23 protein-coding genes, 1 riboswitch and 1 other annotated feature are annotated in these 25,366 nt (G+C 49.9%); of the genes, 11 read left to right on the forward strand and 12 right to left on the reverse strand.

Features of this window, described 5'->3' with window-relative positions:
• Positions 1-125: 125 nt before the first annotated feature.
• From leuS to NSQ19_RS10225, 3 genes are all read right to left on the reverse strand, one after another.
• Positions 126-2,540 carry a leucine--tRNA ligase gene (leuS, locus tag NSQ19_RS10215; RefSeq protein ID WP_340702808.1) on the reverse strand — a complete coding sequence of 805 codons (2,415 nt, stop codon included), beginning with the start codon at positions 2,538-2,540 and terminating at the stop codon, positions 126-128.
• Between the two features lie 69 nt (positions 2,541-2,609).
• Positions 2,610-2,816, reverse strand: a binding site (T-box leader).
• A 54-nt stretch (positions 2,817-2,870) separates the two neighbouring features.
• A complete protein-coding gene (locus NSQ19_RS10220) occupies positions 2,871-4,058 on the reverse strand; it encodes an MDR family MFS transporter (protein ID WP_340702809.1) in 1,188 nt (395 codons plus the stop codon).
• 330 nt (positions 4,059-4,388) lie between these two features.
• Entirely contained in the window at positions 4,389-4,664 is a 276-nt protein-coding gene (locus NSQ19_RS10225) for a YtzC family protein (protein ID WP_013860011.1), read from the reverse strand.
• A gap of 225 nt (positions 4,665-4,889) precedes the next feature.
• On the opposite strand from NSQ19_RS10225, the gene NSQ19_RS10230 reads away from it, so the two are divergent.
• Both NSQ19_RS10230 and NSQ19_RS10235 read left to right on the forward strand, forming a co-directional pair.
• Positions 4,890-6,305 (forward strand): ISLre2 family transposase, encoded by a 1,416-nt coding sequence (locus NSQ19_RS10230; RefSeq protein WP_340702407.1) that lies wholly within the window; start codon positions 4,890-4,892, stop codon positions 6,303-6,305.
• A 571-nt stretch (positions 6,306-6,876) separates the two neighbouring features.
• Positions 6,877-7,449, forward strand: coding sequence for a class I SAM-dependent methyltransferase (locus tag NSQ19_RS10235; RefSeq protein ID WP_061567104.1), 573 nt, complete (start codon positions 6,877-6,879; stop codon positions 7,447-7,449).
• Between the two features lie 154 nt (positions 7,450-7,603).
• On the opposite strand, the gene NSQ19_RS10240 is transcribed toward NSQ19_RS10235, so the two are convergent.
• Both NSQ19_RS10240 and NSQ19_RS10245 read right to left on the reverse strand, forming a co-directional pair.
• Positions 7,604-8,698 carry a tetraprenyl-beta-curcumene synthase family protein gene (locus NSQ19_RS10240; RefSeq protein WP_029141463.1) on the reverse strand — a complete coding sequence of 365 codons (1,095 nt, stop codon included), beginning with the start codon at positions 8,696-8,698 and terminating at the stop codon, positions 7,604-7,606.
• Between the two features lie 10 nt (positions 8,699-8,708).
• Positions 8,709-9,515 (reverse strand): alpha/beta hydrolase, encoded by an 807-nt coding sequence (locus tag NSQ19_RS10245; protein ID WP_013860014.1) that lies wholly within the window; start codon positions 9,513-9,515, stop codon positions 8,709-8,711.
• Positions 9,516-9,673: 158 nt separating this feature from the next.
• Between NSQ19_RS10245 and NSQ19_RS10250 the strand changes: the two genes are divergently transcribed.
• Entirely contained in the window at positions 9,674-10,189 is a 516-nt protein-coding gene (locus NSQ19_RS10250) for a gamma carbonic anhydrase (protein ID WP_013860015.1), read from the forward strand.
• 213 nt (positions 10,190-10,402) lie between these two features.
• Here the strand turns inward: NSQ19_RS10250 and asnB are convergent, their stop codons facing one another.
• Positions 10,403-12,301 carry an asparagine synthase (glutamine-hydrolyzing) gene (asnB, locus tag NSQ19_RS10255; RefSeq protein WP_340702810.1) on the reverse strand — a complete coding sequence of 633 codons (1,899 nt, stop codon included), beginning with the start codon at positions 12,299-12,301 and terminating at the stop codon, positions 10,403-10,405.
• Positions 12,302-12,726: 425 nt separating this feature from the next.
• Positions 12,727-13,938: a methionine adenosyltransferase gene (gene metK, locus NSQ19_RS10260; protein ID WP_340702811.1), complete on the reverse strand. Its 1,212-nt coding sequence runs from the start codon at positions 13,936-13,938 to the stop codon at positions 12,727-12,729.
• Positions 13,939-14,082: 144 nt separating this feature from the next.
• Positions 14,083-14,231, reverse strand: a riboswitch (SAM riboswitch).
• Between the two features lie 176 nt (positions 14,232-14,407).
• Here metK and pckA point away from each other — a divergent pair.
• Positions 14,408-15,994 (forward strand): phosphoenolpyruvate carboxykinase (ATP), encoded by a 1,587-nt coding sequence (gene pckA, locus NSQ19_RS10265; protein WP_340703179.1) that lies wholly within the window; start codon positions 14,408-14,410, stop codon positions 15,992-15,994.
• An 18-nt stretch (positions 15,995-16,012) separates the two neighbouring features.
• Here pckA and NSQ19_RS10270 read toward each other — a convergent pair whose 3' ends face one another.
• The 3 genes from NSQ19_RS10270 to NSQ19_RS10280 form a co-directional block, all read right to left on the reverse strand.
• Positions 16,013-16,411, reverse strand: coding sequence for a DNA mismatch repair protein MutT (locus NSQ19_RS10270; protein ID WP_235962371.1), 399 nt, complete (start codon positions 16,409-16,411; stop codon positions 16,013-16,015).
• A 413-nt stretch (positions 16,412-16,824) separates the two neighbouring features.
• Complete coding sequence (locus NSQ19_RS10275) at positions 16,825-17,868, reverse strand: DUF2584 family protein (RefSeq protein WP_235601649.1); 1,044 nt, start codon at positions 17,866-17,868, stop codon at positions 16,825-16,827.
• A 15-nt stretch (positions 17,869-17,883) separates the two neighbouring features.
• Positions 17,884-18,426, reverse strand: a complete 543-nt coding sequence (locus tag NSQ19_RS10280) for a flavodoxin family protein (protein WP_013860022.1) — start codon at positions 18,424-18,426, stop codon at positions 17,884-17,886.
• A gap of 220 nt (positions 18,427-18,646) precedes the next feature.
• Between NSQ19_RS10280 and gntK the strand changes: the two genes are divergently transcribed.
• The 4 genes from gntK to NSQ19_RS10300 all read left to right on the forward strand — a co-directional run bounded on the left by gntK (position 18,647) and on the right by NSQ19_RS10300 (position 23,302).
• A complete protein-coding gene (gene gntK, locus NSQ19_RS10285) occupies positions 18,647-20,182 on the forward strand; it encodes a gluconokinase (RefSeq protein WP_340702812.1) in 1,536 nt (511 codons plus the stop codon).
• Between the two features lie 511 nt (positions 20,183-20,693).
• Positions 20,694-21,701: an ABC transporter substrate-binding protein gene (locus NSQ19_RS10290; protein WP_340702813.1), complete on the forward strand. Its 1,008-nt coding sequence runs from the start codon at positions 20,694-20,696 to the stop codon at positions 21,699-21,701.
• Positions 21,702-21,738: 37 nt separating this feature from the next.
• Positions 21,739-22,509: an ABC transporter ATP-binding protein gene (locus tag NSQ19_RS10295; protein WP_340702814.1), complete on the forward strand. Its 771-nt coding sequence runs from the start codon at positions 21,739-21,741 to the stop codon at positions 22,507-22,509.
• Positions 22,496-23,302: an ABC transporter permease gene (locus NSQ19_RS10300; RefSeq protein ID WP_118498329.1), complete on the forward strand. Its 807-nt coding sequence runs from the start codon at positions 22,496-22,498 to the stop codon at positions 23,300-23,302. Before NSQ19_RS10295 ends, NSQ19_RS10300 begins: the two co-directional genes overlap by 14 nt.
• Before the next feature lie 15 nt (positions 23,303-23,317).
• Here NSQ19_RS10300 and ytkD read toward each other — a convergent pair whose 3' ends face one another.
• Positions 23,318-23,782, reverse strand: a complete 465-nt coding sequence (ytkD, locus tag NSQ19_RS10305; protein WP_026104708.1) for an RNA deprotection pyrophosphohydrolase — start codon at positions 23,780-23,782, stop codon at positions 23,318-23,320.
• A 169-nt stretch (positions 23,783-23,951) separates the two neighbouring features.
• On the opposite strand from ytkD, the gene NSQ19_RS10310 reads away from it, so the two are divergent.
• The gene (locus tag NSQ19_RS10310) at positions 23,952-24,200 is read left to right on the forward strand and encodes a DUF6154 family protein (RefSeq protein WP_013860030.1); all 249 of its coding nucleotides are present in this window, start codon (positions 23,952-23,954) and stop codon (positions 24,198-24,200) included.
• A 70-nt stretch (positions 24,201-24,270) separates the two neighbouring features.
• On the opposite strand, the gene NSQ19_RS10315 is transcribed toward NSQ19_RS10310, so the two are convergent.
• Positions 24,271-24,720: a Dps family protein gene (locus tag NSQ19_RS10315; protein ID WP_061575908.1), complete on the reverse strand. Its 450-nt coding sequence runs from the start codon at positions 24,718-24,720 to the stop codon at positions 24,271-24,273.
• A 116-nt stretch (positions 24,721-24,836) separates the two neighbouring features.
• Between NSQ19_RS10315 and yidD the strand changes: the two genes are divergently transcribed.
• Both yidD and NSQ19_RS10325 read left to right on the forward strand, forming a co-directional pair.
• Entirely contained in the window at positions 24,837-25,073 is a 237-nt protein-coding gene (yidD, locus tag NSQ19_RS10320) for a membrane protein insertion efficiency factor YidD (RefSeq protein WP_017554000.1), read from the forward strand.
• A 117-nt stretch (positions 25,074-25,190) separates the two neighbouring features.
• Complete coding sequence (locus NSQ19_RS10325) at positions 25,191-25,310, forward strand: DUF4021 domain-containing protein (RefSeq protein WP_340702815.1); 120 nt, start codon at positions 25,191-25,193, stop codon at positions 25,308-25,310.
• The last annotated feature ends 56 nt before the right edge of the window (positions 25,311-25,366 follow it).

The following is a 25,366-nucleotide window of genomic DNA, read 5'->3' on the forward strand; positions in this document are numbered from 1 at the left end:
CTTTTTTCCCCTTTTTTGTGGTTGATAGTCCTAGTTTGCCATTTCACAAACAAATTATGAATTTCACGCATAAAAAATGGGGCTTACGGCCATTTCACCGTAAAGCCCCGTTTTCCGGAAATCCATTAGTTTGCCACAATGTTGACAAGTTTGCCCGGCACGGCAATGATCTTGCGAATCGTTTTTCCTTCCGTAAACTCTTTGATTTTTTCATCCGCAAGCGCGAGTTTTTCCATGTCCTCGCGGCTCATGTTGCGGTCGATCTTCACTTTATTGCGGACTTTGCCGTTCACCTGGAGGACAATTTCCACTTCATTGTCGACGAGTTTTGAAGCATCAAAAGAAGGCCATGCTTCATATGTGATCGTGCAGCTGTGGCCAAGTTTTTCCCACAGTTCTTCGGCAATATGCGGGCAAAACGGCGACAGCAGCTTGACGAAGCCTTCCACATACGTTTTCGGTATGACTTCCGCTTTATAGGCATCGTTGATAAACACCATTAATTGCGAAATGGCCGTGTTAAAATGAAGGGCATCGATATCTTCCGTCACTTTTTTGACCGTCAGATGATACGTTTTTTCAAGTGCCGGATTGGCCTTGTCCTGGATTTTTTCTGACAGGCTGCCGTCTTCATTCACAAACAGGCGCCAGATCCTGTCAAGGAAGCGGCGGGAACCGTCAAGGCCGTTTGTCGACCATGGAATCGAAGCATCCAAAGGGCCCATGAACATTTCGTACAGCCTGAGCGTATCTGCCCCGTGCGACTCAAGAATGTCATCCGGATTGACGACATTGCCGCGCGATTTGCTCATCTTTTCATGGTTCTCGCCAAGGATCATGCCCTGGTTGAACAATCTTTGGAATGGCTCTTTCGTCGGCACAACGCCGATATCGTACAAAAATTTATGCCAGAAGCGGGCATACAGCAAGTGAAGCACCGCATGCTCAGCCCCGCCGATGTAAAGGTCAACCGGCAGCCATTTTTTCAGTTTTTCCGGATCGGCAATCGCTTTGCGGTTTTTCGGATCGATGAAACGGAGGAAGTACCAGCAGCTTCCTGCCCATTGCGGCATCGTGTTTGTTTCGCGCCGGCCTTTTTTCCCTGTTTCCGGATCCACAACATTGACCCATTCTTCAACATTTGCAAGCGGTGATTCGCCTGTTCCGCTCGGTTTGATTTCCGTCATTTTCGGAAGCATGAGCGGCAGCTCTTCTTCCGGCACGGCAGTTATGGTCCCGTCTTCCCAGTGGATGACCGGGATCGGCTCGCCCCAGTAACGCTGGCGGCTGAACAGCCAGTCACGCAGGCGGTATGTCACTTTTTTCTGCCCAATCCCTTTTTCTTCAAGCCATTCGATCATGCGTTTAATGGCTGCCTGCTTGCCCAGCCCGTTTAAAAACCCGGAATGGACGTGTTCGCCGTCGCCGGTATAGGCTTCTTTTTCAACATTGCCGCCTGCGACGACTTCTTTTATCGGCAAATTGAATTTGCGGGCAAATTCATAGTCGCGTTCGTCATGGGCCGGCACCGCCATGATTGCGCCTGTCCCGTAGCTCATTAATACATAATCGGCAATCCAGATTGGCATTTTTTCGCCGTTGGCAGGGTTCACGGCATACGCCCCTGTAAATACGCCGGTTTTTTCTTTCGCAAGGTCGGTCCGTTCGAGGTCGCTTTTTGACTGCACCTGGGCAATGTAAGCCTGGACCGCTTCGGCCTGCTCTTTCGTTTTAATTTTATCCACAAGCGGGTGTTCCGGCGCAAGCACGGCGTAGGTCGCCCCGAACAGCGTATCCGGGCGGGTCGTGAAGACGGTGAACGTTTCATTTGTGCCTTCAACCTGGAATGTCACTTCCGCCCCTTCCGAACGGCCGATCCAGTTGCGCTGCATATCCTTAATGCTTTCCGGCCAGTCCAGTTCCTCGAGGTCTTCAAGAAGGCGGTCCGCGTAGGCGGTAATTTTCAGCATCCACTGGCGCATCGGTTTGCGGATGACCGGATGCCCGCCGCGTTCGCTCTTGCCGTCAATGACTTCTTCGTTTGCAAGCACGGTTCCGAGCGCAGGGCACCAGTTGACCGGCACTTCATCAATATAAGCAAGCCCGTTTTTCCACAGCTGCAGAAAAATCCACTGCGTCCATTTATAATATTCCGGATCAGATGTGTTGATTTCCCTGTCCCAATCATAGGAAAACCCGAGCGCTTTGATCTGGCGGCGGAATGTATGGATATTTTGAATCGTGAAAGCAGCCGGATCATTGCCGGTATCAATCGCATACTGCTCAGCCGGAAGCCCGAATGCATCCCAGCCCATCGGATGGAGCACATTATACCCTTGCATCCGTTTCGCCCGCGAGATGATGTCGGTCGCCGTATATCCTTCCGGGTGTCCGACGTGGAGGCCCGCCCCCGACGGGTACGGAAACATATCCAGGCAGTAAAATTTTGGTTTATTTTCGTCTTCACCGGCACGGAACGTTTGATATTCTTCCCAGTAATGCTGCCATTTCTTTTCGATTTTCCGGTGGTCAAAACTCATGACAGACTCCTCCTTTTTTATGTATCGACATTGACAACAAAGCAACACAAAAAACCTCCCATCCCAGGAAAAAGGGACGAGAGGGTTCTCCCGCGGTACCACCCAAATTAGTGCAAGCACTCACTTTAAGTCCTTAACGCGGAATACGGCAAATACTAAAACGGGTTCATATTTGCAACTCAAAGGCGAGTTCACGGGGTTCCCTGATTGGCTTGCACCTCCCGCCAATTCTCTTGTTTCAGTGCCGCCGTTACTGCTCCTTGTCAACGTTCTTCTATCGTTTATTCAATTTATAACCTATTTTACAGAAATTCATTCCCGGTTTCAACATTATTTTCCTGCCACCTCAGAATACGGTTTTTTTGCGAGCGGGCGGTCATACAACAAGGCCAGTAAAAGGGAAACGGCGAGAAAGAAAATGAGCAATCCGAACAATGCCTTCATGCCGAATGCATCTGCGACAAACCCGCCTACAACAGGGCCAATCATTCTGCCGCATGTTGCGACACTGTTAATGATGCCCTGGTAAAACCCTTCCCGCCCTTTCGGCGAAAGCGTATTGGCAACTGCGGGCACAGCCGGCCAGACAAGCATTTCCCCGACCGTTAAAATGCCCATTGCCACTGCAAAACCGGGAAAATGCCCGGCAAAGGCAACGACAGCGAATGACAGCATAAAAATGGCCGTCCCAGCAACAATTTGCTGTTTGACTTCCGGCAAGAACCGCTTTAAAAACGGCAAAAGGAGCGGCTGGCCGAGCACGATGATCGCGCCGTTCAATGTCCAAAGAAAGCTGTACTTGTTCAGCGATATATGAAGCGTCTGCGTATAAGTGGAAATCGTAGCCGTCCATTGCGTGTACGCCGTCCATGCCAGGAAATAAGCAAAGCATAATATGATGAGGGATGCCACTTGCGCCCTTCCTGCACTTTTGGCAGAAACAGCGGCTGCTCCCGCATACCCAGCATGTTTTTCGGCAATATTCCGGTAGCCGAAGATGGCAATCGCCATAAAAACGAGAAAAAGTGCAAGATTCGCTGCAAAAATAAGGTCAATGGAATAAGAGGCAATCACACCTCCCAGCGCGGCACCGAGTGCAACCCCGATGTTGTTGGCGACATAGATGGCATTGAACGCTTTTCTCCCTCCGCCTTTCCAAGCCGCGCCCACCATTGCAAGGATCGCCGGGCCGATCATGCCGGAACCGAGCCCGATTGCGCCGAGGAAAAATACATAATCCGGCCAAGCGTGGTTCCATGTCAAGCCGGCAAGCGCAACGGCGGAAATCAGGCCGCCAAGCAGCACGGAACGATAACCCCCGATTTTATCATGCAAATAGCCGCCCAAAAGACTGCCGATGACGCTTGTAAAATGATTCAGCATGAGCACGAGCCCGGCGATAAACAGCGATTTGCCGAGATGATCGTGAATATAGATTGAATTTAACGGCCACAAAAAAGAAGCGCCAGTCATATTGACAGCCATGCCAATGACGAGCAGCCACACAGTTTTTGGCAAAATGAATGCCCCCCTGCTAATGAATCGGTCAAAGGAAATTGTAGGGATTTTTCCCGGCAGTTACAAGCATTCTTGCAAAATATAAATATTATGGCAATTCCCGCCCTCTGTTTGCGCCGCCATTTGCATGGAAAGCGGGATAAGGCCCGTGCCTTATCCCGCTTTCATGAATCCGGCCGGCTTTACTTGCTGTTTTTCCCAAGTTGCCGTGCTGAAACCGTTCCCATATTCCCGTTGTTCACGCCAGATTTTTCGCAGGAGTATCTTGCCTGGCTTTTCTGTTTTGCTTATCGGCAATTTTGCTCCCGCAAGCTTCGTTTTTGCCGGCAATTACATGGTCGGTTCATGTTCCTGCAAAATCATCTCGTTTTGCAGCTGCTGAATCACAAGGCGCATACGGTGGAGGCGCTCGCGCTGCTGGGAATTGGCACTGATCGCCAGTTTGCAAAGCTCGTTATAAGCGTCTTCCAGCTCTGTTAACGGCTCCGAAAAATCATAATAGCCGTAGTTTTCCTGGCGGTTGCCTTCCGCAAATTGCTCACGTGCCGATTGAACGGCTTGCTCGCAGCGGTTGATACAATTTTCGACTGCTTCCCGTGTGGCCATCACGATTCCCCCTTTATGCTTTGAAGCGTACAAGCTTCATTTGTATGATGCCCCGTGCAGAAAAATTGTTTCCCCTGCGCATTGGGAGTTTCTTCCGGACAGCAATTCCGAATCCGGTATGTGTAAAATTTTACTCGAAGGGCAGATGAGTGGAAAAAAATGGGAAGACGCTCTATCATTTAAATGTACGCTTGTGGGCGAATACATTTAGAAAGAGGTCTTCCTATGGATATTATATCAATAATTGCTAGATTATTAAAGGATACAAAAAGTCTTATTGAATTTGAAGAACAAGTTAAAATTCTGATCCAGAATGCCTTTACGCAATGGGTTGGGGAAATATTTGAGACGTTAGATAAAACAATTAAGCAAAAAAAGCTGGAGGATGGCTGGGAGTACTGCCGGAGTGATAACAGAAGCATTCAGTTTTTATTTGGAAATGTGACCTTTAAACGTTCACTAATGCATGACCAGAAAGGGAATTCACATTATCCTCTGGATGAATGGTTAGGGCTTTTACCATACCAACGATACAGCCCGTTAGTGGAGTTAAAGGTGGCAGAGTTGGCAAGTGAGAACACCTATCGGGAGGTAGCTGATATTTTAAAAGAATGGACAGCAGTGAGCCTTAGTCACACAACTGTAGGGAACATGGTGAAACACGTAGGGAAAACGCAAGCTGAAGCCGACAAGGCACTTGTAGAAGAGCTAGAAATAGCTGATTCACTACCTGAGGGAAAGAAGGTAGATTACCTGTTTTCCGAAGCTGATGGTATATTCGTCCGGGGACTAGAAAAGAAACAGGGTTTGGAAGTCCACCACGCCATTCTCTATGAAGGATGGGAAACCAATGGCAAAAGAGTCTCTCTACACCATCCCGTTGTTATCATGACGACGAAATCCATCCAGACATTTTGGGATGAAGTCCAAGCTGTAGCAGCCAACACCTATTCCCTAGAAAAAGCTCGTGTCATTACAAATAGTGATGGAGGTGCGGGATACACAGCTGAAAGGTTTCAAACAGCTTTCTCACAGTCGGAATTTCCGGTGCTCAACCAGCTGGATACCTACCACGTTGCACAAGCCATCGTAAGGACATTCGGGGGCGGAAAGAGCGAGATCAAAGAGCAAATTAGAAAAGCGATTAGAACGCATGACCTGGACCAATTCACGTTATATTTGGATACGCATGAAAGCACATTGACGGATGAAAAGAGCCTTAAGAAAGTCAAGGAGTTTCGTTCGTACATCCTAAAAAACTGGGACCGCATTTTTGACTGGAGGGACAAGGTAGAGAACGTACCGGAAGGTGCGAGAGGCCTGGGGGCAATGGAATCAAATCAAAGGCATATCTCATTCAGAATGAAGAAAAGGGGGATGCATTGGAGTAAAGCTGGCGCCGAAGCCATGGTAAAGGTGAAACAGGGCATGCTTAACGGGACATTGCAGGAAACCTATCTGAAACACCGTTCAAGAAGCGCGAGAAAGCAACGGAGCTTGCAACAATCCATCAGGATGTCTCAACTATTCAAGCAGCCTGTACGCCCGTCAGTGGGCGTAAAGCACGGATCAGTTGCCCTGCATTCAAGCCGTTCATCGGCAATGGGACATTTAAGCAAAATATTAGAGCTTTCGTTTTAAGCTTGGCTCAGTGGGGACTGATCGTTGAGGCGCGCGAAATTTACGAGACTCCTGCGGGAAAAGCGAGCCAGGAGAGACCCCGCAGCGAGGTACGAGCGAGGAGGCTCGCCGGCCGCCCGCGGAAAGCGAGTGAATTTCGCGCGCCTCAACATCCCCGTTATCCATCTTTATACGGAAATATTACATCTTTTCCGAAAATTACACCGAGCAAGTAAAGCACGGTAGCCGAAAGTGTACAAAAAGAGTGTCTTGGAATACCCGATATTTAAACCTTGTCGAGAAAAACTTGACACATACCCGAATCCGTGCCGCCTTTGCACCTGCATCCGTACATGGTAAAATGTAAAAGAGCGCGCTGCAGAAAGACGGTTTATTACCATTTTGGCGCGCGAGCCTGCATGTCTGAAGAATAAGAACGATTTTGCCGTTTTCATTCCGGCATTCCTGTTAGAATGGAAATTTGATGTAAAACATGATTTTTAACGTGTCACTTATGCCTTTTTACGGTAAAAAAGAAACAGGCGTTCAACTTCCGCCTGTAGACCAATCAAAAAATGGAGATGTTGCAAAGATGAATATGCTTCCTGTTCTTCCATTTGCCCATTCACTGTTGGAAAAAGCCGTGAAAGAAGGCAGTTTTGCCATTGATGCCACGGCCGGGAACGGGCATGATACCGTTTTTCTCGCCAAACGGGTTGGAAAAAGCGGAAAAGTGTTTGCTTTTGATATCCAGCCGGAAGCGGTAAAACGGACAAAGGAACGCCTGGAGAAAGAAGGCCTCGTTACGCGCGCCGAACTTTTCTGCACCGGCCATGAACATGCCGGCGAATGCATCCCGGCATCGCTGCACGGCAAAATCAGCGGAGCGGTGTTCAATCTTGGCTACTTGCCGGACAGCGACAAAACGGTCATTACCCGGCCGGAGTCAACCATTGCCGCACTCGGGCAGATTTTCCCCATGCTTGAAACCGGCGGGATCATCGCAGTTGTGGTTTACCACGGGCATGAAGGCGGCGCATACGAACGTGACCGGCTCCTCGATTATGTAAAACAGCTCGACCAGAAAAAGGCGCATGTGCTCCGGTATGAATTCCTTAACCAGGCAAACCATCCGCCTTTTCTCATTGCCGTCCAAAAACGGTAACAAAGCGGACGGGTACGAATCCCTTTTTTCAATCGCGTATAAACACGGCCGGCTCCTGGTTAGCAAAAAGCCCGGACGGAAAAAATGCATGTGCTCCGGTATGAATTCTGTAACCAGGCAAACCATCCGCCCTTTCCCGTTTCCATCCGCCGGCTTATTTTACAATTGTTTTTGCCAGGCTGGCCGGGATCATGTTTTTGATGGCGCGGTACATTTTTCCGTTAACATAAAAGAATAAACTGATCGAGCCGGCAAATTTGATCATTTTCCGCGACAATTTCTGAACGCTCCGCTGCTTCCTCACCTTTTCATCTGACAAATAAACAGCCAAAAGCCCCCGGTTAATCAGCTTATGGAATTTTTCATTCGGAAGCCGGGCCGTATGTTTATCCGCCTCCTGCAAGAAATGCTTCAGCCGCTTAAACAGCTCTTCTTCTCCCGGGTAATAAAAACAAAAATTCAAATCCCCGCCTTTTTTGTCTTCGTCCTGGTCGATAAAATAATCCAGCAAAATATGCAGCCCCTGAATATAAGGAAAATACCCGTCACGGATAATTTTCGCATATTCAGGGCGGAAATCATCCCGGAGCGCATAGGAAACAAGGCAGAAAATCCCGAGGGTCGAGCCGGAACAGGCGGAAAATTCATACCATTCCATATCCGGAAAATCCGCCTTGTAGTGCAAAAACCATTCCTTTAGCCGCGGCACCCGTTCCTCTACGCGCACATGTTTATGTACCTGCAGATCCGAATAATAACGGCAAAGTTCCAGCAAATAAGGCTGAATGGCTTTATATTGGGGGATGCGGCTCAACACAACCTGGCATGTCCGCACGAGTTCATGCAAATAACCGCCGTCATCCTGGTCCTGCCTGTGCCGGTAATAATTTTTCAACGGTGCGCCGACCGTAAGCGCATCGGACATGGACTCGTGAAGCGCCCGGAAATCAACCGGGTCAAGCGATGTGCTGCGGTCGCATAAATTATCAAGATAGTCGCTGATCGTCTGGTATGCGACAATAAACCGGAAAGCCGCTGTCCGCTCTTCCATTGCCAAAAGGCCGAGAATCGACCCGCCTTCGCAGTGGAACGTTTTATGCTGAATGCTGGCGAGCGCCTGTGTCTTTAATTCATCATTGGGAATCCGGCGTGCCTTTTCCCGCCAGTAATGGAGTTCATGGTGGACAGCCGGCATCACCCGGCGGTAAACTTGCGCCATTAATGAGATCGGATAGGATGGGATTGTCACAAGCGTCACCTCATTCTAATATATAGCCTAACGTGCGGAGCCGGTTTTCCACAAAATTTTTCGCATAAAGGAAAACATCTTCCCTCTCCGGTTCATTGAAAATTTCATGGTAGCATTTCGGCCATTCTTTGTATAATTTTTCGGACACGGAAGTTTGGTTAAACCAATTCACGACAGCTCCCTTGTCCACAATTTTATCACTTCCGGCCTGCATGACAAGAAACGGGACGTCCGGCAGCCGCACGGTATCCATGTGTGCCTGCCGCATGGCTGCGAGCAGCTCGCGGTACCAGCGGACAGACACTTTTGTCAGCATCAATGAATCGTTGACCGCCTGCATTTGAATATCCTTATTCCGTGTTGCCATTTGCACGGTCAGCGGGCTGTTAAAGCGGAGGCCCGGGGCAATCCGGTTTAACCCGATTGAAAGCAGGCCGAGCAGCTTTGAAGGATACTGGACAAGCCCGAGGCACGGCGAGGAAAGCATAACCCCCGCAATTTTCAGATGTTCCTTCTCAAGCAGCCGGATGACCGCCAGCCCGCCCATGCTGTGGCCGAGGAGAAAAATCGGGAGGTCGAACTGGTATGCTGCCGTCACCCACTCTTTTATCTCTGTTGTATATTCATCAAAGGAATCAATATGCCCCCTTTTTGCTCTCGACGTCATCCCATGGCCGGGAAGATCGCCCATCACGACATGATAGCCGCTTGATCTCCACATCTCAATCAGCCAGCTGTAGCGGCGGTGATGTTCCATCGCGCCATGGACCATAACGATGACTGCTTTTGGGTTTTCATCTGCTTCCCATTTCCACATGTTCCTGCCTCCTTCAAAACCTGCGAAACCATCCTGCTTTTATTTTACCCATAATCCTTCTGTTCTGAAAAACATATGCCATTTTTAACTCGATTTATTCACAATTTGTTCCCAATTCTTTAAGATAAAAGAAAAGATCAAAAATAGGAGGGTACGAAATGATCTATGCTTACAATGGAAAAACCCCTTTGATTGCGCCGACTGCTTATATCGCAGACAATGTGGCCATTACGGGGGACGTTGAAATCGGCGGCCAGTCCGGCATCTGGTTCGGGACCGTCATCCGCGGCGATGTCGCACCGGTAAAAATCGGGCAAAAAGTGAATGTCCAGGATAACTGCGTCCTGCACGAAAGCCCGCAAACGCCGCTCATACTGGAAGATGAAGTGACGGTCGGCCACCAGGTGATTTTACATAGCTGCCATGTCCGGACAAAAGCTTTGATCGGCATGGGTTCAATCATCCTTGACGGCGCCGAAATCGGGGAAGGCGCTTTTATTGGCGCCGGCAGCCTTGTCACGCCCGGGAAAAAGATCCCGCCGCATACGCTTGCATTCGGCCGCCCGGCAAAAGTGATCCGCGCGCTTACCGAAAAAGATATCCAGGATATGCGCCGCATCGTCCGTGAATATGCTGAAAAAGCGCAGTACTATAAAAATGCCGCCGGGCGCTGACAAAGGTTAACGGCGGGCACCGGCAGCCGCATTGCTTTAAGCCGCAAACAGGCGAAAAAAGCATGATAAAAATAGGGCCATACTGCTAACCGGGTTTAAAAACCGCCGCGATGCAAAGCTTGCGGGCATGTGCGAAAAAAAGCGTTATACGATAAAGGGCCTGCCCCCGTTTCCGATTGATTACGGAAGCGGGGCCAGACCCCCTTTTTTCTGTTACAGAGAAGCACCCGTAGGCCGCCCTTGTGCTCCTTTTTGAAAACCGTACTTGTCTTCCATATACACGGCATGCCACAGCATGAAAATCAGCACGGTCCAGATTTTCCGGCTGTAATCCAGCTTGCCTGCACAATGGTCTTCCAGCAGTCTTAATACATATTGTTTGTTGATGATATCGTCCGTCGGGCTCGTTTTGATGATCTCTACCGCCCAATCATGCATTTCATCTTTCAGCCAGTGGCGGATCGGAACCGGGAACCCGAGTTTTTTCCGGTTCAGCACATGGTCCGGCACGATGCCTTCCACTGCTTTTCGCAAAATATACTTCGTTGTGTTATGGGACGTTTTTAAGCCCGCCGGAATTTGTGAAGCGACCCGGAACACTTCTTTATCCAAAAACGGCACACGCAGTTCAAGCGAATGGGCCATCGTCATCCGGTCCGCCTTCAGCAAAATATCGCCGCGCATCCACGTATGGATATCGATATATTGCATCCGGTCAACCGGGTCGTAGCCTTTCGTTTCATCGTACAGCGGCTTTGTGATATCGCGGTAGTCAAGGCTGTTGTTATAAGTCAACAGCAAGTCGCGTTTTTCTTCTTCCGTGTACATTTTCGCATTGCCGATATAACGGTCTTCCATTGGCGTGACACCGCGTTCGATAAAGCTCTTTCCTTTTACCCCTTCCGGCAGCACTTTCGCCAAAGCCTTCAAAATTGATTTTCCGGCAGCCGGAATTTTATCAAAAACTTCAAGCGACTGCGGTTCACGGTAAATATTATAGCCGCCGAACAATTCATCCGCGCCTTCGCCGGACAGGACAACGGTCACATGCTTTCTTGCTTCGCGCGCCACAAAATAAAGGGGAACACAAGCAGGATCTGCGAGCGGATCGTCCATATGCCAAATAATTTTTGGCAGTTCTTTCATATATTCCTCCGGCGTGATCACATAGCTGATATTTTCAACACCGAGTTTTTCCGCCGTTTCTTTGGCAACATCGATCTCGCTGTAGCCATCACGTTCGAATCCGACGGAGAATGTTTTAATGCCCGGGTGGAACTGTTTTGCAATCGATGCCGTAATCGAGGAATCGATCCCGCCCGACAGGAACGCGCCAACCGGTACATCGCTGCGCATATGTACCTTTACGGAATCGATAAGCACATCGCGTACTTCTTTTACAAATTCGTCCTCGCTCTTATGGACCGGGTGGAAGGAAGCTTTCCAGAACTGTTTGATTTCCATCGGTTTGCCGATTTTTTTCATAAAATAATGGCCCGGTTCGAGTTTTCGGATGCCACTCGTCATGCTGAAAGGTTCCGGCACAAATTGATAGGTTAAATAGTATTGGACAGCATCATAATTGAGTTCCGGTTTTTCCATGGCAAGCAAAATGCTTTTCTTTTCGGAACCGAAATACATTTTATCGCCGTCTTCATAATAGAAAAACGGTTTAATGCCGAACGGGTCGCGCGCGCCGCACAGCGTTTGTTCCTGCTTATCCCAGATCGCAAATCCGAACATCCCGCGCAGGCGCCCGATTGCTTTTTCGCCGTAACGGCTGTACATGGCAAGGATGACTTCCGTATCCGAATTCGTTTCGAATGCCATCCCTTCTTTTAATAATTCTTCACGCAATTCAACATAATTATAAATTTCGCCATTAAAAATGATCCAGTACCGTTCGTTTTCGTATGTTAAAGGCTGGTGCCCCGCCTCGATGTCGATAATGCTCAGGCGCCTGAAACCGAACTGGATATGTTCGTCTTCATAAAAGCCTTCATCATCCGGGCCACGGTGCTCGATCATATGGTTCATCTGTTTAAACCGTTGCCTGTCTTCGTCTGATAATGTAACGGGATGGTCATGGACGCAGCCAATAAATCCGCACATGTAAAAAGTCACCTACTTTAATCATTTCGATATACTTCTATTGTAAATTTATTTCTTGAAAAAACAAATCCATTTCCGCCAAAATTTGACGGCCAAAATCTGCACATGTAATATAGTTTAGCATGTTTTCCGGCAGTTTGCAGGGATTTTGTTAAAAAAGGGACATACAGGATTTCTAATAAATGGGCCGGACCGCATCATCCAAACTTTGCGCCGGTCGGTTCTTATGCCCGCGTTGCAGACGCTCATCATAAGCGCCCCGGTTCTGTTCCCGGTCTTTCTGTCAAACAGCCCCATCCGTTGTATTCTCTGCCCCCGCATGTGGGCGCTTCCCGTCACCGGCGTTTTATCCTCCGAATGCCTCCCTTATTCCCCCCGCTGCATGAAAAAGAGCGGCCTGTATACCAGGCACGCTCTTTTTCCCATTATTTTCCGATATGATTGCGGACGAATTCATTCAACGCCCCGGCTTTGTCCGTTTTTTCCCAAGGCACATCCAAATCATCGCGGCCGAAATGCCCGTACGCAGCGGTCTGTCTGTAAATCGGGCGGCGCAAGTCGAGCATTTTGATAATGCCGGCCGGGCGCAGGTCAAAATGGGCTTCAACCGCCTCGATCAGCACTTCTTCCGGAACTTTTCCAGTCCCAAACGTATCGATGGAAATGGAAACGGGCTTCGCCACCCCGATCGCATACGCAAGCTGTACCTCACATTTTTCCGCAAGGCCGGCCGCAACAATATTTTTCGCAACATAGCGGGCGGCATAAGCAGCGGAACGGTCCACTTTCGTCGGGTCTTTCCCGGAAAATGCGCCGCCGCCGTGGCGTGCATAGCCGCCGTACGTGTCGACAATGATTTTGCGGCCGGTCAGCCCGGCATCCCCTTGAGGGCCGCCGATAACAAAGCGGCCGGTCGGATTAATCAAATACTTTGTATCCGCATCGAGTAAGTCTGCCGGCACAACCGGTTCAATGACGTATTTTTTCATATCCTCCTGAATTTGCCCGGCACTGATGTCAGGATTATGCTGCGTTGAAATGACAATCGTATCAATCCGGGCAGGCTGGTTGTTCTCATCATATTCAACTGTCACCTGTGTCTTCGCATCCGGGCGCAAATACGGGATCACTTCATGTTTGCGGAGTTCAGCAAGACGGCGGGCAAGCTTGTGGGCAAGCGAAATGGGAAGCGGCATCAGCTCTTCTGTCTCATTGCAGGCAAACCCGAACATCAGGCCCTGGTCGCCGGCTCCGATTGCCTCAATCTCTTCGTCGCTCATCCCGCCTTCGCGGGCTTCCAAAGCCTGGTTAACGCCGCGCGCAATATCTTCGGACTGTTCGTCAATCGATGTCAAAACAGCGCAGGTTTCCGCATCAAACCCGTATTTCGCGCGCGTATAGCCGATCTCTTTAATGGTCTTGCGCACCACTTTCGGAATATCCACATATGTATTGGTGGAAATTTCCCCCGTGACGAGCACGAGCCCTGTCGTGACGGAAGTTTCGCAGGCAACGCGGGCATTCGGGTCTTTTTCTAAAATGGCATCCAAAATGGCATCGGAAATCTGGTCGCAAATTTTGTCCGGATGGCCTTCCGTCACCGATTCCGATGTGAACAAATGCCGTCCTTTTAACATCCGCTTTTCCTCCTTATATGGTTACATATTGGAAACGGTACTCATACCCTAAACTCGATTCATTTTAAGTACAAAGCCAAAAATAAAAACCTTTCCCATTCATATGAGTGGAAAGGTTTTGACTTCAATCAATCGCGCCTTTCACTCTTATCGTTCAAGGAAACATTCCTTGCTGCAGGTTAGCACCTTTGCCTGGAAGTCAAGCGGCAGCTGCGTTGCGAGCGCATTGCCTGTTCCAGAGGCGGGTTGCTGGGTTTCATCGGGCCCGTCCCTCCACCAGCTCGGGATAAGAGTATCCGTTCAAAGTAAAATCATACGCAATTTAGCAGGCGCTGTCAATGCTTTTTTCACCATTTGCCCTTTTGCCCCCTGCATTTTTCCCGGAAAAAAGTATGTAATAAACGGATGAATATGTTATACTGATATCGTTTAAAGCGAAATAAGTTATTCAAAGGGGCGGTTTATGAAAATGGATCTGATTGGCGCTTCTGACGATTTAAAGTTTTTGTTGTCGGGGGAAAATGTGCGCATGCAGCTTTCCGTGCCGCAATTAATGGAAAAAATTATTGAACGGAAAGAAGCTGTGCTGACAACGGAAGGGGCCATTTCTGCTACAACAGGAAAATACACAGGAAGGTCGCCGAAAGATAAATTTATTGTCGTCGACTCCGAATCAAAAGACCGTGTCGACTGGGGCAAAATCAACCAGCCGGTATCTCCCGGCGTGTTCAACAGGCTCTATGAAAAAATGGTCCGGCATTTAAAAGGGAAAGACGAAATTTTTGTGTTTAAAGGTTTTGCGGGTGCCGATCCAAAAAGCCGCCTTCCGATCCAGACCGTGAATGAGTTCGCCTGGCATAATTTATTCGCGCATCAATTGTTTATCCGGCCGGATGCGGAGGAACTCAATCAACACGATGCGCAATTTACCATTCTTTCCGCGCCGCTGTTTAAAGCAGACCCGGCGCTTGACGGCACGAATTCCGAAGCGTTCATCATGATTTCACTTGAACGCCGGATGATTCTGATCGGCGGAACGGAATATGCAGGCGAAATGAAAAAAAGCATTTTTTCCATCATGAATTATTTGCTGCCGCAAAAAAGCATCCTTCCCATGCACTGCTCCGCCAATACCGGGAAAAACGGCGATACGGCCCTGTTTTTCGGCTTGTCCGGGACCGGGAAAACGACACTTTCCGCCGATCCGGAGCGCGCGCTTATAGGGGACGATGAGCACGGCTGGTCCGACAGCGGCGTCTTCAATATTGAAGGCGGATGCTATGCAAAGTGCATCGGGCTTACAGAAGAAAAAGAACCGCAAATTTACCGGGCAATCCGGTTTGGGACCGTACTTGAAAATGTAGTCGTAGATCCGGTGTCCCGTAGGCCGCAATATGGCAACAATGCACTGACGGAAAATACAAGGGCTGCTTACCCGATTGAAAACATCGGCAATATTGCCCGTTCCGGCATGGCCGGCCATCCGTCAACCATTATATTCCTGACGGCTGATGCGTCCGGTGTCCTGCCGCCGATCAGCAGGCTGACAAAAGAGCAGGCCATGTACCATTTCTTAAGCGGTTACACTTCCAAACTGGCCGGCACCGAACGCGGCGTCACGCGCCCGGAAGCTGTGTTCTCCACTTGCTTCGGCGCGCCGTTTTTGCCGCTTGAGCCCGCCGTTTATGCGGAAATGCTCGGAGAGAAAATTGGCAGGCACAACGTCCAGGTATTTCTTGTCAATACCGGCTGGACAGGCGGCCCGTACGGAACCGGTTCCCGCATGAAATTAAGCTATACGAGGGCCATGGTCCGGGCTGCGATAAACGGCAAACTGAAAAATGTGGAAACGCGGCAGGATGATATTTTCGGGCTGCACATCCCGGCCCGTATTGAAGGGGTGCCGGAGAAAGTCCTTTATCCGCAAGATACATGGGTGGACAAGCGGGCTTACCGTGAAAAAGCGTTCGAACTTGCAGCCCGGTTCAAAGAAAATTTCCGGCAATTTTCATCAGTGCCGGATGATATTGAAAAACTCGGCGGCCCGCTTATTTAAGCATAAGCGGGAGCCCGGCTAAAACCAGGTACTTGCCTGGACGGCGCTGATTCCTTCCTGCACTGCCCATTGGTGGTGGGCGCCGGCCATTTTTTCCGCAGCCTCGTGAAGGTTGAGCCATTCCAGGTTATGGCTTCCTTTGCGGGGCTGTCCCCATTTTCCCAAATAAAACAGGCCTTCATCCATGGACCGCGCGCCCGTTTCCTGTGCCGCTTTGCCTAAAAAGCCCGCGATTTCAAGATCCGCGCCGACTGTCCGCATCAGGCAGGCAAGTTCAGACTCCCCGCGGCTGATTTCCCCGCCCGGCAGCCTGTAGCCGCTGCCCGACGGCACCACCCCGACTTTTTCTTTTTTCGCATCAAAAATGACGGCATATGCGCCGCAAGCTTTTTTGTAGCCCGTTTCCATCTTTGGCATTCCTCCTCCTTTTTTAGCAAATGCAAAAGCCGGCCCCTTTTCCTTCAAGTATCCATTATGGCGGATGCTTGGGCCGGCCCTTTTTAAATCGCTTCGGCCTGTTCCTTTTTCCAGCTTCAGAAGCCGGCCTTTTCTCTTACGATTAGTATTTTCAATCTTGCCCATTTCATCCCGAAAAACCAGGCTGGCGGCGCACTTGCAAGGCGTGTGTTGCGTCTGCCAATATTCCGCCGCCGGATCCGTTTTTTCTCCGCGCTACTCGCAAGCTGATCCAGTTCCGTTCACCAGGCATTGCCCTTTGGCCGGATCCCGGCGTTCTCCGGTAAAATCAGCCGGGCATTGCACTTGTAAAATTCCCGTCCGCCCGTCCTGATAAACCAAACAGGCGCCGCGGATCATGGTGCGGCGCCTGTTTAATTCGGCGTGTTCAAAGAAACCAGTTCATAATGAACGATCGTTGTATTGTTTTCCCATTCCAGTTTGCGGATGACAGCGCTCCCGCTCGGCCCGTGTTCCTTCTTTTTCCGGATTTCAACTGGCGTATCAAGCGGATACACGCAGTAACCCGGTTGCTTCAGCAAAAAGAGGTTTTGCTCAATACGCTCTTCTTTCCCGTTCGTCACGAGCATCGTATCGAGTTCCATCGGCATTCCCATTCGGCTCACCTCCGTCGTTGCTTCTATTGTATCATGTGCGGAATGCCTTTTCATCCAAACGCTGGCATCATGGACAACCCGCCGGTTTACAGGCGGCGGGAAATGGTGGCCAAGCTCCGGGAAATACCATGTTTCAACCGGTTTTCCAAGCTGTTTGAGCCCGCGTTCGAGACGAATGGCGTGTTCCACGGACACATTTTGATCCTGCTCCCCGTGGATGACGAGAACGGGGCAACCAATTTGCCCGAGCTTATACAGCGGCGTCCGCACCCGGTACCGTTCTGGATATTTTTCCGGCGTGCCCCCGATCACGCGCTTCATCATTTTTCGCAAATCGACCCGTTCCGCATAACAAAGCGCAACATCCGAAACGCCGCCCCACGTGACAAGAGACGCGGCCGGCCGGGCTTGCGCGGTGCCGAGTGCCATGATGCCGCCGCGGGAAAATCCGAAAACGTGGACACGCCCGCTTACCCGCTCATGCTCCATCAATACGTCAAAGCCAAAATACGCATCATGCATATCATCTCCGCCAAAGTCTTCATCGCCTTCCCCGCCCCGGTTGCCGCGGTAAAAAGGCGCGAAAACGATAAACCCTTCCGACGCAAACTCGCCGATCCTTGCAGGCCGCACCATGCCGACGCTTTTGATGCCGCCGCGCAAATATAAAAACCCGTCATAAATGCGCCCGTCATCCGGCTCTGCCAGCAACCCTTTCACTTTCAGGCCGTCCGACCAGTATGTCACCAGATACATGCGCACATGCGGATTCGGGGACGGAAAAAGCTGCTTTTCGATCACGGTCTTCAAATTGCATCACCTTTTCAGTGTTTCGTTTAATTGATCCGCTGCAAAGATTGCCTCTTTATCATGTACAATATCGCCGGGTTTATTGCCCTCTCCAAGAATGTAACCGTCAAAACGCATGCCTAAAAAGCCGAAAATATATGCAAACTGCTGGATCAGCGGCAGCCCTTTGACACGCGGCATATCCCCGCCGGCTGCAATCACATAAATTTTTTTCTCCGACATTCTTTTTTTAAAGTCCGGAAACTGCGGATCCCGCAATGTTTGTGACCAGCGATCGATGAAGTTTTTCATCAGCCCCGACATCCCGTACCAGTAAATCGGCGTTGCAAAGATAATCGTATCGCACATTAAAATATGCTGGATGAGAATGCTATAATCATCCTCCACTTTCGAAAACCCTGAATCCGTGTGGCGTTTGTCTTCGACCGGAAGAATACGCGCATCTTTTAAATAAAAGCGCTCCACATGCATGCCTTCCACTGCGCGTTCCGCGAGCAGCTCTGTATTGCCGCGCGGGCGCGAACTTCCGTAAATCACTGCAATCGTCATGGCTGTAACCTCTTTTATCCATTTACTTTTTACTTTCTATGCCAGTATGTCGGCCACAGCCGGCGCCTGTCAAGCAATTCGGATTCCGGCGGTTTTCCAAAAAACTTTTAAAAACCGTGCGCTTTCAGTTAAAATAAAGGTATTGGAAAAAATTTTTAAAAAACACTGAACTGTAAAAATTATTTTGAAGCAGCAGGTTCATAAAGGAGATTGACTTTCGATGACCTATTATTTAGGCGTAGATATCGGTACAACATCAACAAAATCTGTTTTATTCGGCGAAAAAGGAAAAGTCATCAGCATGCACCATGCAGGCTATCCGCTTTACAGCCCGTCCCCCCAGGTCGCCGAGCAGCATCCGGATGAAATTTTCCGCGCCGTCATTGACTCGATGAAAACAGCGATCGCCAAAAGCGGCGTTGATCCTTCCGAAATAAAACTCGTTTCGTTCAGTTCCGCAATGCACAGCCTGATTGCAGTGGACAAAGGCGGCAAACCGCTAACCAACTGCATCACCTGGGCTGACGCGCGCGCGGCAAAATGGGCGAAAAAAATAAAGGATGAATGGCACGGCCAGGACATTTACAGGCGGACCGGCACCCCTATCCATCCGATGTCCCCCCTTTCCAAAATGACATGGCTCCGCCACGATGTACCGGAGCTGTTCAAAAAAACGTTCAAGTTTATCGGCATTAAAGAGTATATTTTTTATCGCTTTTTCGGGCAGTATATCGTCGATTATTCGCTTGCCTCTGCGACCGGCCTTTTTAATCTCCACGGCCTGGACTGGGACAAAGAGGCGCTGGATGTGGCCGGCATTACGGCAGAACAGCTGTCAAAACCTGTGCCGACAACCTTTTACCTCACCGGGCTTGCGCCGGAATATGCGGCCGAAACCGGCATTCCGCAAGACACGCCGTTTGTTGCCGGCGCAAGTGACGGGGTGCTTTCGAATCTCGGCGTGAATGCGATCGACCCCGGTGTTGTCGCGATCACGATCGGGACAAGCGGCGCGATCCGGACCGTTACGGATAAACCTGTGACCGATCCAAAGGGAAGGATTTTCTGCTATGCGTTAACGGAAAACCACTGGGTCGTCGGCGGGCCGGTCAATAACGGCGGCATGACGTTCCGGTGGGTGCGCGATGAACTGGCCGCAGCCGAAGTCGAGACGGCAAAACGGCTCGGCATTGATCCGTATGAAGTACTGACGAAAATTGCCGCCCGTGTTGCCCCGGGATCGTACGGGCTCATCTTTCATCCGTACCTGGCCGGCGAGCGCGCGCCGATTTGGAACGCGGATGCAAGGGGATCGTTTTTCGGCCTCGGCCTGCACCATAAACGCGAGCATATGGTCCGCGCCGTGCTGGAAGGCGTGATTTATAATCTCTATACGGTTATGCTGGCGCTTCAGGAAATGATCGGCATCCCGAAAAAAATCCAGGCGACCGGCGGCTTTGCCCGCTCCGATTTGTGGCGGCAAATGCTCGCTGATATTTTCAACCAGGAAGTCGTCGTGCCGGAAAGTTTTGAAAGCTCCTGCCTCGGGGCGATCGTCCTTGGCATGTATGCGCTCGGCGAAATAGATGATTTCTCGGCCGTCTCAGACTGGATCGGCGCCACGCACACCCATCGCCCGATTCCGGAAAATACTGCGGTATACGAAGAGATCCTCCCGATTTACATCCGGATCTCCCGCCTGCTTGAAGGGGAATACACCAACATTGCCGCATTTCAGCGGAAATGGGTGAAATAACAATGGCGTGAAGGGCAAAAACAACGGACACGCATGGATTTGACGGGAGACAATGGAGCTGTGCCATTTGCTTTTGGGCCGATTTGAAATCGCGGCGCTTTTCGCAAAACCAGGTCGTCCGCTTTGCGCATGGAACAATTTAGAAGATACAGACAGGGATGGATGGAACACGGCCATTCCGCTTTAAAATTTGCGAAGGACCGGCGTTTCAACTGGCCATGGACACGCGGCAAGCGATGGTATCCTGCTCATAAAAAAGGCTGCCCCTTTAGCTGTTTAAAGGGTGCAGCCTTTTTGAATATTGCCCCCGATCGCGGACAGAAATGTGCTTTCCCGGCCCCAGCCAGGAACAGGTTCAAACGCAACATCCCGATCCGGCTGGTCTCCGGCACCGTTCTCGTTTTATCTTTTCTCCCCCAACCCGGCAAAATAGATTTTTAATTGATTAGGCGTTCACACAATCAACTCACGCGGCATAGGCTGTAAAAAAGCCCAATGAGGAGGTTGCATGATGAAAAAGTGGCTCAAATCCGGATTCACGCTTCTGCTTGCCGTATTGCTTGCATTCAGTTTAAGCGCGTGCGGGAGTAAAGGTTCAAAGAAAAAAGCATTGCAAAAAGTGCGGGTTGCCGAAGTGACGCGTTCCGTCTTTTACACCCCGCTTTATGTCGCGCTTGCGAAAGGCTATTTCAAAGAGGAAGGGCTTGATATTAAGCTGGCGACCACATGGGGCGGGGATAAAACGATGACTGCCCTGCTTTCAGGGGGAACCGATATTGCGCTTGTCGGATCGGAAACGTCCATCTATGTATACAAACAAAAAGCGGCAGACCCGGTTATCAATTTCGCGCAGCTGACGGCGACAGACGGAACATTTCTCGTCTCGCGCAAAAAAATCGACCATTTTTCGTGGGATATGCTGAAAGGCACCACTTTTCTCGGCCAAAGGAAAGGTGGAATGCCGCAAATGGTCGGCGAGTATGTCCTGAAAAAGCACGGTATTGACCCGCACAAAGACACAAAGCTGATCCAAAACATCGATTTTGCCAATGTCGCCAATGCTTATGCATCCGGCACGGGGGATTTTGTCCAGCTGTTTGAACCGACCGCATCCACAATGGAAAAAGAAGGAAAGGGTTATATTGTGGCTTCTTTCGGCAAAGAGTCCGGAAAAGTGCCGTACACGACCTTCATGGCAAAGCAAAGCTATTTGAAAGAGCATGAAAAAACAGCGGTGAAATTTGTCCGCGCCCTGCTGAAGGCCGGAAAATGGGTGCAAAAAACCGATGCGGAAACGGTCGCAAAAACAGTCCAGCCTTATTTTAAAGACACGAATACCGATATGCTCGCCTCCTCTATTGAACGGTACCGCAGCCAGGGCTCGTTTAGCAGCGATATGATTTTAACCAAAAGCGGCTGGAACACGCTCCAGGACATCATGAAAGAAGCCGGCGAACTCGACCATACTGTGCCGTACGACAAACTGGTCAACGCATCCATTGTGAAAAAAGCAAAATAACGGAAAGGGGGTGCGCCCCTTCAGGCGGGCAGCACATATGCGTTTTTTGACCGTTCAAAACGTCAATCACACCTATTTTACGGCTAAACAGGCCACAAAGGCGCTTGAAAACATTTCGTTTCAAATGGAAGAAGGCGAGTTTGTCTCGCTTTTGGGTCCGAGCGGCTGCGGAAAAACAACGCTGCTTTCGATTCTTGCAGGGCTACTGCAACCGACTGCGGGGATTGTGCAGATTGACGGCAAATTGCCAGGTTCCCGGCAATCTTCCATCGGCTATATGCTTCAGCAGGACTATTTGTTTCCGTGGAAAACAATTGAAGAAAACATCATGATCGGGCTGAAATTGGAGAAACAGCTGAATCCGGCGTCAAGAAAACATACACTCCGGCTTTTACAAACGATCGGCCTTGCCGGCACCGAAAACCAATACCCGCGCCAACTTTCGGGCGGAATGCGGCAGCGGGCGGCACTTGTGCGGACGCTCGCGGTCGATCCGAAAATCCTGCTGCTGGATGAACCGTTTTCCGCCCTTGATTTTCAGACAAAATTAAAACTGGAGGACCTGGTATTTGACACGCTGAAGCAATTCCATAAAACAGCGGTGCTTGTCACGCACGATATCGGTGAAGCCATTGCGATGAGCGACCGGATCCTGCTGTTGGCGTCAAAACCCGGCAGGCTCCATAAAATTTTTGATGTGCCAGAAGAGCTGCGCCGCCTCCGCCCGTTTGAAGCGCGGAGCCGGCAAACCTATTCCGAACTTTTCAACGACATATGGAAGGAGCTGGAGTCCCTTGAAAACAGCTGAAAATACAACGCTCCGGCATGAAGATTACCTTGCCGCGATACGCAAAGAAAAACGCCGGGTCCGCTTTTTCCAGCTTTTCATTTTAATTGTCTTTTTCTGCCTTTGGGAACTGGCGAGCCGTCTCCATTGGATTGACCCGCTCATTTTCAGCTCCCCGTCCAAAGTGTGGGCGTTATTGGTGGCAAAGTTGGAAGACGGCTCGCTTTACGTCCATTTGGGGATTACCGTTTTTGAAACCATCATGGGCTTTATCCTCGGGACTGTGCTCGGCGCGGCACTTGCCGCCGTTCTTTGGTGGTCGCCGTTTTTATCAAAGATTCTTGATCCGTATCTCGTCATCCTTAACGCCATGCCGAAAGTAGCGCTCGGTCCGATTTTAATTGTCAGCATGGGCCCGGGATTCTCTTCTATTGTTGCCATGGGCGTCATTATCTCCGTCATTGTGACAACCATCGTCATTTATACGGCGTTCCGGGATGTGGACCCGAATTACACGAAAGTGTTGCACTCGTTCGGCGCCTCCCGTTTACAGGTGTTCCGGGAAGCCATTTTCCCGGCATCGATTCCTGTGATCATTTCCACGCTGAAAGTCAATGTCGGGCTTGCATGGGTCGGGGTCATTGTCGGCGAGTATCTCGTATCTTCAAAAGGGCTCGGCTACATGATCATCTATGGTTTCCAGGTGTTTAATTTTACGCTCGTCATGCTTTCGATGATCCTGATTGCCATTGTGGCAACCATGATGTACCAGCTTGTCGGCTGGCTGGAGAAAAAGCTGGCAAAAGACAGATGAGGGTTCCCCCCATTCTTATTTTTCAAGATGCCTGAGCGCTGTTTCGACAACCCCGTCTTTCATGAGAAAACTGAATGACGGGGACTGCAATTTTTCAACAAGATTCCCTTCCACAACAACAGGCCCATCCGTTTCCAAATAGTCGTGTTTGGGTTCAAGCCGGCCGATGCCCGCGTAAAAAACTGCCTTTACAAACGGCCCGCGCGCCTGATCACAGACGCAATACTCCCCGATATATTGAAGGTTTTCCGGAATACCGCCCGTTTCTTCATACAGCTCGCGTCGAGCCGCTTCCCGGACCGTCTCGCCCGCTTCCCTTTTTCCGCCGGGAAACTCAAGCCCCCGCTTCGGATGCCTTGTCAAAAGCCAGTTTCCGCGGTAGCGTGCGAGCACGAGCACATGCTGCGGCTCTATGGAAAAAGCATTTTTTTCAAAAATAAGTGTAACTGGGTTGCCGTTCAAATCTGTAAACCGGTACACATCAAATCCCTCCTGTTCTTCATTATACGCAAGCGGGTGCAAAAATTGGCGAAATTTTTATTGAAACCTCTTGTATTTTTCGAGGTACATCGCGTAAAAATAATCATAAAATGTTTAAAAAGGCCCCATTGCGGATAGTGAATAAGAAATAAATAAAGGAGGAGACGGCATGAGGCTAGTCGATGAATTGTTTGAGCTGTACCGGGACCGGCTGACGGGGGATGAAGAAGACTTGGACGCCATTTCTGCAGCGGTCGTCGAAAATTACAACCGGAAAGACCTGCTTGGGATTGTGCGCGAAATGAGCACAGCCGAACTGGAACATTTTATCGGATTATACATACTGGAGACACTAAAAGATAAATTTTCCGATTACGCAGGCTTTGACGCTTACCCGACAACAAAATATTTGCAGTAATAAAGGCTGTTCCGCTTTGGCGGGACAGCCTTTATGGCGGGGGCCGGCCAGTTTCGCACCCCGCTTTTAATTACCGCTTTCCAAGAAAGGCGTTCAACATCCAAATGTTTTTATCAAGCGTTTCCTGGATGTTGGTAAGCATGTCGGCGGTTGCGTCATCGCCAATTCTGTTGGCGAGCCCGATCGCTTCCTCTAGTTCTTTCGCGATCATCGCAAAGTCGTTGGCAGTCGCCTGCACCATTTCCTCTGTGCTCTCATTGCCGCTTGCTTCCTGTACCGAGGACAATTCAAGGCTTCCTTTCAATGTCGCCACCGGATTGCCGTTTAAAGCGAGAAGACGTTCAGCCAGTTCATCGAGATAGTCATTTGCAAGATTGTACAATTCTTCAAATTTGGCGTGAAGGCTTAAAAAGTTCGGCCCTTTCACATACCAATGGTAGTTGTGCAATTTGGTATAAAGTACTGTCCAATTGGCAACCTGCTTATTTAAGATTTCCATTAATTGTTCGTTTTCTGCCATGTTTGATCAACCTCCTGCTTTGTTTGTACCCTTTTTCCGGGCCTTCAAACACCCAATCATATGTTGCACATCTTTTTTGAAAACATGCTAAAATAAACGAAGAAAGGGGCAGAACGATGCTGAAGTTCATTTTCATTAAACTGATCCGTTTGTATCAACTTGCGATTTCCCCGCTGTTTCCGCCAAGCTGCCGGTTTCAGCCGACCTGCTCGAATTACGGGCTTGAAGCGGTCAAACGGTTCGGCGCACTCCGCGGCGGCTACCTGGCAATCAGAAGAATTTTAAAATGCCACCCATTTCACGCCGGCGGGTATGATCCCGTTCCGGACCAGTGGCCGGTGAAAAAACATTGAACGTCTGGTTAATTCCTCCGGGCCGGTGAAAAAACAAACCATTTTGCATTCAAACCGCAAGCCTCCCCCGTATACGTTTCCCATTTCGGGAAAACGCTACAGGTGGAGGTGTTTTGTATGGAAGAGAAAAAAGAGCAGCAAAAAAAGGGCGGCGATTTCGGCGCTGACCCCGACGAACAGGCCATGAACGGCGCTTACGGCATACTTGAAACCGAAGAAGAAGATAAAAAAGATTAAGGGGCAGCATTTGCTGTCCCTTAAAAATTTTTCTTGTCATATAAAGCGGATTTTAG

It is taken from the genome of Weizmannia sp. FSL W8-1119 (assembly GCF_038008605.1).
Classification (GTDB): domain Bacteria; phylum Bacillota; class Bacilli; order Bacillales; family Bacillaceae_C; genus Weizmannia; species Weizmannia coagulans.

Excerpts from the sequence above, each read along its gene's own strand:
- leuS (WP_340702808.1), bottom strand. The coding sequence starts at position 2,540 with ATGAGTTTTGACCACCGGAAAATCGAAAAGAAATGGCAGCATTACTGG.
- NSQ19_RS10225 (WP_013860011.1), bottom strand. The coding sequence starts at position 4,664 with ATGGCCACACGGGAAGCAGTCGAAAATTGTATCAACCGCTGCGAGCAA.
- NSQ19_RS10230 (WP_340702407.1), top strand. The coding sequence starts at position 4,890 with ATGGATATTATATCAATAATTGCTAGATTATTAAAGGATACAAAAAGT.
- NSQ19_RS10235 (WP_061567104.1), top strand. The coding sequence starts at position 6,877 with ATGAATATGCTTCCTGTTCTTCCATTTGCCCATTCACTGTTGGAAAAA.
- NSQ19_RS10245 (WP_013860014.1), bottom strand. The coding sequence starts at position 9,515 with ATGTGGAAATGGGAAGCAGATGAAAACCCAAAAGCAGTCATCGTTATG.
- NSQ19_RS10250 (WP_013860015.1), top strand. The coding sequence starts at position 9,674 with ATGATCTATGCTTACAATGGAAAAACCCCTTTGATTGCGCCGACTGCT.
- asnB (WP_340702810.1), bottom strand. The coding sequence starts at position 12,301 with ATGTGCGGATTTATTGGCTGCGTCCATGACCATCCCGTTACATTATCA.
- metK (WP_340702811.1), bottom strand. The coding sequence starts at position 13,938 with ATGTTAAAAGGACGGCATTTGTTCACATCGGAATCGGTGACGGAAGGC.
- pckA (WP_340703179.1), top strand. The coding sequence starts at position 14,408 with ATGGATCTGATTGGCGCTTCTGACGATTTAAAGTTTTTGTTGTCGGGG.
- NSQ19_RS10270 (WP_235962371.1), bottom strand. The coding sequence starts at position 16,411 with ATGCCAAAGATGGAAACGGGCTACAAAAAAGCTTGCGGCGCATATGCC.
- NSQ19_RS10280 (WP_013860022.1), bottom strand. The coding sequence starts at position 18,426 with ATGACGATTGCAGTGATTTACGGAAGTTCGCGCCCGCGCGGCAATACA.
- gntK (WP_340702812.1), top strand. The coding sequence starts at position 18,647 with ATGACCTATTATTTAGGCGTAGATATCGGTACAACATCAACAAAATCT.
- NSQ19_RS10290 (WP_340702813.1), top strand. The coding sequence starts at position 20,694 with ATGAAAAAGTGGCTCAAATCCGGATTCACGCTTCTGCTTGCCGTATTG.
- NSQ19_RS10295 (WP_340702814.1), top strand. The coding sequence starts at position 21,739 with ATGCGTTTTTTGACCGTTCAAAACGTCAATCACACCTATTTTACGGCT.
- NSQ19_RS10310 (WP_013860030.1), top strand. The coding sequence starts at position 23,952 with ATGAGGCTAGTCGATGAATTGTTTGAGCTGTACCGGGACCGGCTGACG.
- NSQ19_RS10315 (WP_061575908.1), bottom strand. The coding sequence starts at position 24,720 with ATGGCAGAAAACGAACAATTAATGGAAATCTTAAATAAGCAGGTTGCC.
- yidD (WP_017554000.1), top strand. The coding sequence starts at position 24,837 with ATGCTGAAGTTCATTTTCATTAAACTGATCCGTTTGTATCAACTTGCG.
- NSQ19_RS10325 (WP_340702815.1), top strand. The coding sequence starts at position 25,191 with ATGGAAGAGAAAAAAGAGCAGCAAAAAAAGGGCGGCGATTTCGGCGCT.